The sequence below is a fragment of the Burkholderia sp. ABCPW 14 genome, from assembly GCF_001523835.1.
In the GTDB taxonomy this organism is placed as follows: Bacteria; Pseudomonadota; Gammaproteobacteria; order Burkholderiales; family Burkholderiaceae; genus Burkholderia; species Burkholderia mayonis.
In genome coordinates, this window is record NZ_LOVS01000047.1 from 1 (window position 1) to 11803 (window position 11803).

Genomic DNA, 11803 nt, shown 5'->3' on the forward strand with positions numbered 1-11803 from the left:
CGAAGCCGAAGCCGAAGCCGAAGCCGAAGCCGAAGCCGAAGCCGAAGCCGAAGCCGAAGCCGAAGCCGAAGCCGAAGCCGAAGCCGAAGCCGAAGCCGAAGCCGAAGCCGAAGCCGAAGCCGAAGCCAACGATTCGCAGTCCCGATCTCCGACTATCATCGTCGCTTGCCCAGACCGCCGCCGCCGTCTCGTGCCGTGCGCGCCGCTCCCCATGCTCTGCGGCTCACGCATGCCGCCGGCCCCGGTTCGAATCGGTCCGACCCCGGCCGAAGTCCCCACTCCGCGCTCGCGTCAGCCGGCGCGCCGGGTAATTCCGCCACCCTTCCCATCGACCGACTGATCCTCCCACCTAGGGTTTTTCGCGACGCAAATTCCTGTTGTTTTCTTTTTTGGCGGCGTAGCATCCGTCGTGACAACACATGTTGCACGAATTACAATAACGACATCGCGTGTTGCGGTGCGGCTGGTGTTCGTCGCCGTTCCCCGGCCAGATCGGGGCATCGCCACTCACTGCGGAGAAGATAAATCATGGGACGCCGTTCGTTCATCAAGACAGTCGTCGCGGTCGCGCTCGTCGGCGCGAGCCTCGCCGGCGCGCAGGCGAAGGATCTCGTCGTCGGCACCGACACCTCGTTCATGCCGTTCGAGTTCAAGCAAGGCGACAAATACGTCGGTTTCGATCTCGACCTGTGGGCCGAGATCGCGAAAGACGCGGGCTGGACCTACAAGATCCAGCCGATGGACTTCGCCGGCCTGATTCCGGCGCTGCAAACGCAGAACATCGACGTCGCGCTGTCCGGAATGACGATCAAGGCGGAGCGCAAGAAGGCGATCGACTTCTCCGATCCGTACTACGACAGCGGCCTCGCCGCGATGGTCCAGACAAACAACACGACGATCAAGTCGATCGACGACCTGAACGGCAAGGTGATCGCCGCGAAGACGGGCACCGCGACGATCGACTGGATCAAGGCGCACCTGAAGCCGAAGGAGATCCGGCAGTTCCCGAACATCGATCAGGCGTATCTCGCGCTCGAAGCCGGCCGCGTCGATGCCGCGATGCACGACACGCCGAACGTGCTGTTCTTCGTGAACAACGAGGGCAAGGGCCGCGTGAAGGCCGCGGGCACGCCGGTGAGCGGCGACAAGTACGGGATCGGCTTCCCGAAGGGCAGCCCGCTCGTCGCGAAGGTCAACGCCGAGCTCGCGAAGATGAAGGCCGACGGCCGCTACGCGAAGATCTACAAGAAGTGGTTCGGCTCCGAGCCGCCGAAGTCCTAAGCGGTGCATCAGGCCGGCGCGGCGTGTTTCGCCGCGTCGATCGGAACTCAATCGGGAGCTGGATGTGCAATTCGACTGGTCAGCGATATGGGCTGCATTGCCGGACTTGATGGACGGCGTGAAGCTCACGGTTTTCATCGCATTGCTCGGGCTGGCGGGCGGTTTTCTCGTCGGCATGGTTGCCGGCATGTTTCGCGCATACGGCCCTGCCGTGCTGAACGTGCTCGCGCAGGTTTACATCGAACTGATTCGCGGCACGCCGATCGTCGTGCAGGTGATGTTCCTCTATTTCGCGCTGCCGCTGCTCGCGCATATCCGGATCGACGGCCTGACGGCCGCGATCGTCGCGATCACGCTGAACTCGGGCGCGTATCTTGCCGAGGTCGTGCGCGGCGCGTTGCTTTCCATTCCTAAGGGCTTGACGGAAGCAGGGCTTGCGATGGGGCTGTCGATGCCGCGCGTGCTCGTGAAGATCGTCGGGCCGCTCGCATTCCGCCGGCTGATTCCGCCGCTCGGCAACCAATGCATCGTCAGTCTGAAGGACACGTCGCTGTTCATCGTGATCGGCGTCGGCGAGCTGACGCGCAAGGGGCAGGAAATCATCGCCGGCAATTTCCAGGCGGTCGAGATCTGGACCGCGGTCGCCGCGATCTATCTCGTGCTCACCGGCGTGATGACGCTCACGCTTCGCTTCGTCGAGAGAAGGATGCGCATCTTATGAGCATGGTCGAATTCCGCAATGTGTCGAAGAGCTTCGGTCACGTGCCGGTGCTGAAGGACATCAGCCTGTGCATCGACGCGGGCGAGGTCGTGGTCGTCGTCGGACCGTCGGGCTCGGGCAAGTCGACGATGCTTCGCTGCATCAACGTGCTCGAGAAGATCACGGGCGGCGATCTGCTCGTCGACGGGCAGAGCGTGAAGGGCAAGGCCGCGGTGATCCACAACATCCGGCTCGAAGCCGGGATGGTGTTCCAGCAGTTCAATCTGTTTCCGCAGATGACCGCGCTCGAGAACGTGATGTTCGGGCCGATCCAGGTGCGCGGCGCGTCGCGCGCGCAGGCGCGCGATCAGGCGATGGCGCTGCTCGATAAAGTGGGCCTCGAGGCACGCGCGAACCACTATCCGTCCGAACTGTCGGGCGGCCAGCAGCAGCGCGTCGCGATCAAGCCGAAGCTGATGCTGTTCGACGAGCCGACATCGGCGCTCGATCCCGAGCTGCGCCACGAAGTGCTGAAGGTGATGCGCGATCTCGCGAACGAAGGGATGACGATGATCGTCGTCACGCACGAGATCGGCTTTGCGAAGCAGGTCGGCACGCGGCTCTTGTTCATGGACCAGGGCGGCATCGCCGAGGACGGCGATCCGAGGACGTTGATCGATCATCCGCCGACGCCGCGCCTGAAGGATTTTCTCAAACATGTTTCGTGATCAGGACAACCGATGAAGTTTCTCAAGCCCGTCGTCGTCGCGGGTTCGCCGCATGACCTCGGCCGGCAGCTCGGCGAGCTCGCCCGGCCGATGATGGATGCGTACGTTGCGCAGAGCAGCGCGTGGCGCGCGGTCGCACGCTGGCGCGGCCACCCGTTCGTCGCCGAGCTGCGTCGCGCGGCCGAGACGTTTTTTCCGGCGCTCGTCGCCGAGCTCGACGGGCTCGCGGCCGGCCTCGGCTGGCATGCGGAAGACGTGTTCGTCTGGAACTGCCGCGGCGAGCTGATCCACAACGCGCCGGACGGCTGCACGACGCTCGCGGTGCGCACGCCGCGCGATCGGATGATCGCGCACAACGAGGACGGCGATCCGCATCTGCGCGGCAAATGCATGCTCGTCGACGTGCGGCCCGACGGCAAGCCGGGCTTCGTCAGTTTCTACTATCCGGGATCGCTGCCGGGCCATACGTTTGCGGTGAATCGCGCGGGGCTCGTGCAGGCGATCAATAATGTCCGCATCCGCCGTCCGGCCGCGGGTGTGCCGCGGATGATCCTCGCGCGCGCGGTGCTCGACGCGCTGTCGCTCGACGACGCGCTGCGCATGCTGTGCGACACGCCGCGCGCGAGCGGCTTCCATCACACGCTCGGTTGCGCGGGCGAGCGGCGCGTCGTCAGCGTCGAGGCGAGCGTCGCGCGCACGTCGGTGCTCGACGTCGACGGCGTGTCCGGCCACGCGAACCATCTGATTCATCCGGGGGGCGACACCGAAGCGCAGATCGTCACCGCGTCGTCCGCCGATCGGCAAGCGCGGCTCGCGCAGCTGCTGCCGCCGCTCGAAGGGACGGTCGACGCATCCGCGCTGTGGCGCGTGCTCGCCGACCGCGCGGGCGACGGCCTGCCGATCTACCGCGACGATCCGAACGATCCCGACGACGAGAACACGCTTGCGACCGCGCTCTTCTCGATCGGCGACGATGGCGTTGCGTTCGAAGTGCGCGAGCAAGGCTCGGTGCGCTTTCAGCAATTCGTGCCGGCGGACGTGCAGCGTCCGCCGGCGCTTCGACACGAAGAAGGACACGCATGACCACCGTATTTCATCGCGCGCCGCGCGCGAACCTGCCGGTCGCGGTCGCGGGCGACGGCATCGAGATCATCGATTCGACCGGCCAGCGCTACATCGACGCGTGCGGCGGCGCAGCCGTATCGTGCCTCGGGCACAGCAATCAGCGCGTGATCGACGCGATCAAGCGGCAGGCGCAGCAACTGCCATACGCGCACACGTCCTTCTTCACGACGCAGCCGGCCGAAGAACTCGCGGACCGGCTCGCCGCCGCCGCGCCGGCGGGGCTCGAGCACGTGTACTTCGTGTCGGGCGGATCGGAAGCGATCGAAGCCGCGCTGAAACTCGCGCGTCAGTACTTCGTCGAAAAGGGCGAGCCTGCACGCCGGCATTTCATCGCGCGCCGGCAGAGCTATCACGGCAACACGCTCGGCGCGCTCGCCATCGGCGGCAACGCGTGGCGGCGCGCGCCGTTCCTGCCGCTTCTGATCGAAGCCCATCACGTGAGCCCGTGCCACGCGTATCGCGAGCAGCGCGCGGACGAAAGCGAAGCGGCGTTCGCGCAGCGTCTTGCCGACGAACTCGAAAGCAAGATTCTCGAGCTCGGCCCGGATGCGGTCGCGGCGTTCGTCGCGGAGACGGTCGTCGGTGCGACGGCGGGCGCGGTGCCGCCCGTGCGCGAGTATTTCCGCAAGATCCGCGCGGTGTGCGACAAGTACGGTGTCCTGTTGATCCTCGACGAGATCATGTCGGGGATGGGACGCACCGGCTATCTGTTCGCGTGCGAAGAGGACGGCGTCGCGCCCGACATCCTGACGATCGCGAAAGGTCTCGGTGCAGGCTATCAGCCGATCGGCGCGACGCTCGTCAGCGACGAGATCTACCGGACCATCGTCGGCGGCTCGGGCTTCTTTCAGCACGGCCACACGTATATCGGCCACGCAACCGCATGCGCGGCCGCGCTCGAAGTGCAGCGCGTGATCGCCGAGGATCGGCTGCTCGACAACGTGAAGGCGCGCGGCGAGCAACTGCGTGCGCTGCTGCGCGAGCGCTATGCCGATCATCCGCACGTCGGCGACGTGCGCGGCCGCGGGCTGTTCGTCGGCGTCGAGCTCGTGCGCGAGCGCGACACGAAGGCGCCGTTCGAGCCGCAGCAGAAGCTCAACGCGATCGTCAAGCGCGAAGCGATGCAGCGCGGGCTGATGGTGTATCCGATGGGCGGCACCGTCGACGGCAATTCGGGCGATCATATCCTGCTCGCGCCGCCGTTCATCTGCACCGCGCAGCAGATCGGCACGATCGTCGAGCGGCTCGCGGGCGCGATCGAGGCGGCGCTCGCATCGATCGGCGCGGCAGTCGTGCGTTGATGCGCGGGCGCACGTGCGCCCCTTTTGCTCCGGTGAACCGACATGACGAAAACAAAGAACAGGCTTCCTGAATTCCAGCGCGAGACCGCGACCGACGAGCAGAAGGCGGTGCTCGACGAGATCCTGAGCGGGCCGCGCGGCAATCTGAACGGGCCGTTTCTCGGCTGGATCGCGAGTCCCGAGCTCGCGCAGCACGCGCAGCGGCTCGGCGCGTTCTGCCGGTATCGCACCGGGCTGCCATTGCGGCTGTCGGAGCTCGCGATCCTCGTGACGGCGGCGCGCTGGCGCTCGCAGGCGGAATGGCACATCCATCATCCGATCGCGCTCGATGCGGGCGTGCCCGCCGCGGTCGCCGAAGCGATCCGAACCGGCACGGCCCCGGCGTTCGACGACGCCGACGATGCGCTGATCTTCCGCTTCGCGACCGAGCTGTACGAGACGAGGCGTGTATCCGACGCGACATACGACGCGTCGGCCGCGCGTTTCGGGCGCCAGGTGATCGTGAATCTCGTCGCGCTGCTCGGCTATTACGCGCTCGTCGCGATGACGTTGAACGTATTCGAGATGCGCGCCGACGGGCAGACGGCGCTGCCGTTCGCCGAATAGTCGGAGGGAAAACGAAGGAACGATGAGACGGGCGGCGCGCGCTCGTCGCATCCGGACAAGACAACGGCGGCCGTTTCGGGTTCGAAACGGCCGCCGTGTCGATGAGCGGGGCGTGCGTCAGTGCGTCGTCGACGGAGCCTTCGCATCCGGCGCGGATGCCGGCGCCGCGGCAGAAGCCGCCGATGCGGGCGCGGACGCCGGAGCAGGCACCGAAGCAGACGCCGAAGCAGACGCCGAAGCAGACGCCGAAGCAGACGCCGAAGCAGACGCCGAAGCAGACGCCGAAGCAGACGCCGGAGCAGGCACCGAAGCAGGTGCCGAAGCGGACGCCGAAGCAGACGCAGCCGGCTCCGCCGCCGCGCCGCCGCTCGCGCCGGCATCGCCGGGATCCTGATACCGCGGCAGCCCCGCCGGCTCGCGCCCACGGCCTTCCGCGCCGCCGCCCGGCGGCATGCCGCCCGCGCCCTCGCCCGGATCCTCATACTGCGGCAAGCCGCCCGGCGCGTTGCCGCCCTTGCCGTCCGCCGGCTCGCCGCCGGGCTCGTTGTAGTTCGGCAGCGATTCCTCTTCGCTCCTGCCGTGATACGTGAGCGAGCGGCGCTGCTGCACGTACGCGTCGCGAACGAACGAGTACTTGTCGAGCGCGGCCTGCTGCAGAAGGTCGCTCGCGCCGAGCAGATCCGAACGCGCGCTGATGAATTGCGCGATGTACATCGGATTGCGCGCGGCGGGTTCGATGTAGTTCAGCAGATTGAAGCGGACATCGACCGCGCGGCCGACGCCGTCGCGCAACGAGCTCGGCCCGAAGACCGGCAGCACCAGATACGGGCCCGCCGGCACACCCCAGCGCGCGAGCGTGAGCCCGAAATCCTGGTGGTGCTTCGGCAGCCCGGCGAGCGTCGCGACATCGATCAGCCCGGCGACGCCGAACACTGAGTTCATCGCGACGCGCATCACGTCCTGCGTCGCGTCGGTGATCCGGAGTTGCAGCAGATTGTTCGCGATGTTGCCGAGATCGCCGAGGTTCGAGAAGAAGTTGCTGATCGCCGTGCGCAGCGGCGTCGGCGTCACCTTCTGATAACCCTTCGCGATCGGCACGGCGACCGTCTGGTCGACTGCGTCGTTGAACTTGAAGACCGCACGGTTCATCGGTTCGAGCGGGTCGCCGGGGTGGCGGTTCGGGCCGGTCGCGCAGCCGCTCGCGAGCAGGCAGGCGGCGAGCGCCGACGCGGTAATTCGCATCTTATTCATCGATTCCTTGCAATTGATTCGTCACGCGCTTCGTGCGCGGCTTGCCCATCAGCACGGGCTGGAACACGACGGCGCCGATCAGCGTGCACGACAGCGCGAGCGCGAGGAGGCGCCCCATGCTCGCCGTGCCCGGATGATGCGACAGCCACAGGCTGCCGAACGCGGTGGCCGTCGTCGCGGCGCTGAACAGCACCGCGTGCGTGAGACTCGACTGCAGCAGGCCTGTCTGGCCCGCGCGCCATGCCATCACGAAATACACCTTGAACGCGACGCCGACGCCGAGCATCAGCGGCAGCGCGATGATGTTCGCGAAGTTGAGCGGCATCCCGAACAGCACGCACAGCTCGAGCGTCACCACGCCCGACACGAGGAGCGGCACGAGCGTGCGCAGCACGTCGCCGAAGCGGCGCAGCGTGATCCACAGCAGCACCGTGATCGACACGACCGACAGCGCGGCCGCTTGCAGGAACGCGCGGATGATCGTGTCGGCCGAGTGCAGGATCGAGATCGGACCGCCGATCGCGCCCGGCTCCGCCGCCTTCACGGCCTTCGCGAAGCGGCGCAGCATCGCGTCGTCGCCGGGATCAACGCCCTTCGGCACCTTCGGCGAAATCTGCACGAGCGCGCGGCCGTCCGGCGCGATCCAGTCGCGCACGATCTGCGGCGGCAGGTTCTCGCGCGTGATCTCCGACGGCTGCAGCAGCATCGCGAGCTGATTCAGCGCGATCTTCAGCGGCGCGGAGAACGCGTTTTCCGCGCGGTCGCGCGTCGCGCTGTCGGCGGCGGCAAGCTTCGCGAGCGATTCGGACAGATGCTTCGCGGCCGCAGCGCCGGGGCCCGGATAGTCTTCGGACGCGTATTCGAGCAGGTCCGATGCGCGCTTCAATGCCGCGACGCGCTGCGCATCGGGCGCGGGCGCCGCGGCCGGCTGCGTGAGCGCGGGCAGCAACTGGCGCGCGGTCGCGGCGATCGTCGCGAGCTTCGGCGGCTGCGCGTCGGGGATGAACGTCGACAGCGTCGTCGTGCGGCCGACTTCCGGCAGCGCTTCGAGACGCTTCGCGGCGGCATTGGCGGCCGCGAGCGACGGCGCGAGCATCGACACGTCGTTGACCGACGCTTCCGGCGAATCCTTCAGCGCGAGCAGCGTCGCCATCGATTCGCTGCCCGGGTCCTTCAGATGCAGCGGGTTGAAGTCGAAGCGCAGGTGCGTGAGGAGCGGCAGCGCGCCGATCACGACGGCGAGCGTGCCGATCAGGATCGGCTTGCGATGATGGTCGAGATAGTCGTCGACGGGCGCGAGGCGCGGAAAGCCGGGCGGCTTGCGCTCGCCGGGCGGCTTGGACAGCTTGATGAGCGCGGGCAACAGCGTCATCGTCGTGAAGAGCGCGACGAACATCCCGACGCCCGCGATCAGGCCGAGCTCCGACACGCCGCGGTACGCGGTCGGCAGGAACGAGAAGAAGCTCGCGGCGACGGCCGCCGTCGCGAGCGTGAGCGGCACGCCCATCGCGTGCGCGGCGCCGACGAGCGCGTGCTCGAGATTCGGCGCGCGGTGGCGCTCCTCGCGGTACTTGACGCCGTACTGGATCGCGAAGTCGACGCCGAGGCCGACGAACAGCACCATGAACGCGACCGAGATCATGTTCAGCGAGCCGACCATTATCAGCCCGAGCGCGGCGGTGACGACGAGGCCGACGAACAGCGTGACGAACACCGACGCGATCATCCGCTTCGAGCGCAGCGCGATCCACAGGATCACGAGCACGATCGCGAGCGTCGCGATGCCGTTGACGAGCGCGCCGTCTTCGACCGATGCGAACTCCTCGTCGGCGAGCGGCTGCTCGCCCGTCAGCCGCACGACGGCGCCGAAGCGCTTGTCGAGCTGGAGCGCCTGCGCGGTCGCGCGGATCGTCCGGGACGTTTGTTCGCCTGCCTTTAGCGCGCCGTAGTTGACGACGGGCTGCACGGTCACGAACGTGCGCGCGGGCTCGCGGGCCGCGTCAGTATCGACGAGCGCGCGCCACGAGAACGCGGCCGGCTTGCCGGCCAGCACGTCGTCGACGGTCGCCGCGCTGCGCGACAGCAGCTTCGCCATCCCGGACAGCTTGACCTGGCCCGACTGCAGCGGCACGCCGAGCGTCGTCGACAGCGTCGTCGCGAGGCCGGTGATGCTCGGATCTTTCGCGAGCACGTTGATGAGCGGCCGCGCGCTCGCGAGCTGCGCGGTCGTCGTCGCGACGTCCTGTTCGGGCAGGAACAGCAGGCCGTTGTGCTCGAAGAGCGGGCCGCCGCCGGGCTCGGACACCTGGCCGATGCGGCCCGCTTCGGTTTCGCGGCGCAGGCCGTCGGCGAGCGCATTGGCCGCGGCGGTCGCGAATTCGGGCGCGGGCGCCTCGACGACCGCGAGGATCGTCTGGCTGCGATGCGGGAACGCGTCGTCGATCGCATCGCCGAGCGCGGCCCATTGCGGGTCGTTCTCGACGAGCTTGCTGATGTCGGTGTTGATCTTGAAATGGTGTGCGACGTAGACGCTGCTGAGCGCGGCGACGACGAGCGACAGCACGACGACCCAGATAGGGCGCCGCACCGACCAGGCGACGAGTCGGACGAGGACGGATGTCAGCATGAGGCGGCGGGTTGGGGGCTGCGGAAAGGCAAAGTGTCCAAGTATACCGGCGCGCGGGTTTCAGAGTCGGCAAGGTTCCGGCGCATGTGAATCTCGCCGGATTGTTGCGAAATAGGGTTGGAATGCGGCGGAAAGCGGCGGGAGGCGGCACGAAGGCGGGCGCAGGGCTCGGGGAACGACGCGGCGGTGCGGCGGGAACACGGCGCGTGCGGCCGCCCGCCGGCGCGCGCCGATTCGTTCGCGACGGCCGCCAATCGGCGCCGCCGCGCGTGAATATCGATTTTCAGTCGTTTAATTCAACATTTTTAACAAACGGCGCCGCGAAATGGACTTTCGGTTCGGATCGGCGCGGTGCGATGTCATGCCTATTCGACGCGTAAATGCGCACAGAAGATATGTAGTTTGGCGAACATAGGTGTGTAAGCGCGTGTGTTACTTTACGCCAATGCATTATGGGATTAAGGATTGCATATCGCCGGCGCGATGCGTAATCGAATAAATAATCAGCGGGAGGCTGAGGGGACGAATTCTCGGCCGATCGACATCGGGCCGTTCGGCGTTGGTGGTGGGCAAAGGCAATCACATGGTGCAAGTTGCATTTCTGTTTCCCGGGCAAGGCGCATTCCATGCGGGCGCGACGCGGGCGTTGAGCGGCGCGTATCCCGTGGTGCAGCGGGCGATGCAAGCCATCGATGCCGTTTCCATCCGACGGCTGCGCCGTCCGCTGCTCGCGACGCTGTGGGACGAGCATATCGGCGTCGAAGATCTCCTGCAATACGCGCCGGATCTGCTGCAACTCGCGATCTATGCGACGTCCATCTCGTATTTCGAGGCGCTGCGCGCGCATGCGGTGCGGCCCGACGTGCTCGTCGGACACAGCTTCGGCGAGATCGCCGCGCTCACGTGCGGCGGCGCGTTCTCGATCGAGGAAGGCGCCGACATCGTCTGCGACCGGATCGACGCGCTGCGCGCGGCCGCGCCCGCCGACGGCCGGATGGCGGCCGTGTCCGCGACACCCGACGCGGTGCGCGCGCATCTCGCCGCATGCTTTCGCGGCGCGCCCGAAGAACGCAAGGGGCGCGTGCAGATCGCGGTTGAAAATCATGCGTCGCAGACCGTCGTATCGGGCGCGCAAGAATACGTCGAAGAATTCTTGGCCTATTGCGTTCGAAATAATACCTTCGCGCAAATATTGAATTCTCCTTATGCATTTCATCACGGCGATCTGGAAAATGCGCGAATTGAATTCGGACGACGTCTGAGAGCTTATAAAAATAAAGCGCTCGAATATCCGGTGTATTCACCGATATTGAATCGCTATTACTCGGCAGCCGACGATCTCGGCGCGTGTCTCGCGCGCCATCTCGTATTGCCGGTCCGGTTCGGAGATGGGGTCGCAAGACTGAAAGCGGCCGGTGTCGGCGCGCTCGTCGAGTGCGGTGCGCTGAATGCGCTCAGCAAGATCGCGGTGCGCGCGCTGGGACCCGGCGCCATCAAGACCTTTCCGGGCGCGTCGAGCGTGGGAGACGAACTCGGCGGCCTGGAGAACGTTCTCGCATATTTCAATGGGGGTAGTGTCATGAACGACGACATTCGCGCAAGCCATCTGCAACTCGACTTCGACGAGTTCTGGCGCGACAGTGGTCCGGGGATCGTCGACAAGATCAAGGGTGAGCTCAAGCGTTACTTCGACGCGCGGGGGCTGCAGGCGACGCCCGCGCCGCAAATCGTGACCGAACGCGGCGGCGCGGCCGGTTTCGCGCCGGCCGCGCATGCGGCTGCGGCGAGCGTTTCGCCGGCCGCGCCCGCCGCGCAAGCACCGGCCGCGCCCGTTGGGGCTGCCGCACCCGCCGCGGCCCCGACCGCGCACGTGCCGCGCGACCGGCTCTTCACCGAGCTCGTCACGATTTACGCGGAGGCAATGGAGTATCCGGTCGAAGTGTTCACCGAGACGGTCGAGCTCGAAGCGGAGCTCGGGATCGATTCGGTCAAGCAGACCGAGATCATCCAGCGGATCAGCGCCCGCTACGGGCTGCCGCCGCTGCCGGCGAACTTCCGCGCCGGCGACTTCAAGGCGATGGGGCAGATCGTCGACTTCGTCCATGAGCACCAGGGCAAGGCGGCGGCGCTCGTCATGAGCTGAGCGCCGCGCACGCACCGCGCGCCACGAGAAAAACGAGAGGAG

General features: G+C 66.9%; 9 protein-coding genes and 1 pseudogene. 8 read left to right on the forward strand and 2 right to left on the reverse strand.

Features of this window, described 5'->3' with window-relative positions; all coding sequences use genetic code 11:
- The 7 genes and pseudogenes from WS62_RS37295 to WS62_RS06055 all read left to right on the forward strand — a co-directional run.
- A pseudogene (locus WS62_RS37295) lies at positions 1-340 on the forward strand (hypothetical protein); the annotation flags it as partial.
- A 188-nt stretch (positions 341-528) separates the two neighbouring features.
- Positions 529-1281, forward strand: a complete 753-nt coding sequence (glnH, locus tag WS62_RS06030) for a glutamine ABC transporter substrate-binding protein GlnH (RefSeq protein ID WP_066568969.1) — start codon at positions 529-531, stop codon at positions 1279-1281.
- A 64-nt stretch (positions 1282-1345) separates the two neighbouring features.
- On the forward strand, positions 1346-2002 hold the full coding sequence (gene glnP, locus WS62_RS06035; protein ID WP_066488107.1) for a glutamine ABC transporter permease GlnP: 657 nt from the start codon (positions 1346-1348) through the stop codon (positions 2000-2002).
- The gene (glnQ, locus tag WS62_RS06040; protein WP_066568970.1) at positions 1999-2709 is read left to right on the forward strand and encodes a glutamine ABC transporter ATP-binding protein GlnQ; all 711 of its coding nucleotides are present in this window, start codon (positions 1999-2001) and stop codon (positions 2707-2709) included. The genes glnP and glnQ overlap by 4 nt, the downstream gene beginning before the upstream one ends.
- A 12-nt stretch (positions 2710-2721) precedes the next feature.
- Positions 2722-3792: a C45 family autoproteolytic acyltransferase/hydolase gene (locus tag WS62_RS06045; protein ID WP_066568971.1), complete on the forward strand. Its 1071-nt coding sequence runs from the start codon at positions 2722-2724 to the stop codon at positions 3790-3792.
- Positions 3789-5135 (forward strand): aspartate aminotransferase family protein, encoded by a 1347-nt coding sequence (locus WS62_RS06050; protein ID WP_066568972.1) that lies wholly within the window; start codon positions 3789-3791, stop codon positions 5133-5135. The genes WS62_RS06045 and WS62_RS06050 overlap by 4 nt, the downstream gene beginning before the upstream one ends.
- A 42-nt stretch (positions 5136-5177) precedes the next feature.
- On the forward strand, positions 5178-5741 hold the full coding sequence (locus WS62_RS06055; protein WP_066568973.1) for a carboxymuconolactone decarboxylase family protein: 564 nt from the start codon (positions 5178-5180) through the stop codon (positions 5739-5741).
- Positions 5742-5858: 117 nt separating this feature from the next.
- On the opposite strand, the gene WS62_RS06060 is transcribed toward WS62_RS06055, so the two are convergent.
- A complete protein-coding gene (locus tag WS62_RS06060; RefSeq protein ID WP_066568975.1) occupies positions 5859-6983 on the reverse strand; it encodes an MlaA family lipoprotein in 1125 nt (374 codons plus the stop codon).
- A 1-nt stretch (position 6984) separates the two neighbouring features.
- Positions 6985-9618 carry an MMPL family transporter gene (locus tag WS62_RS06065; protein ID WP_066568977.1) on the reverse strand — a complete coding sequence of 878 codons (2634 nt, stop codon included), beginning with the start codon at positions 9616-9618 and terminating at the stop codon, positions 6985-6987.
- Positions 9619-10201: 583 nt separating this feature from the next.
- Here WS62_RS06065 and WS62_RS06070 point away from each other — a divergent pair.
- Entirely contained in the window at positions 10202-11761 is a 1560-nt protein-coding gene (locus WS62_RS06070; protein WP_066569043.1) for an acyltransferase domain-containing protein, read from the forward strand.
- Positions 11762-11803 lie beyond the last annotated feature (42 nt).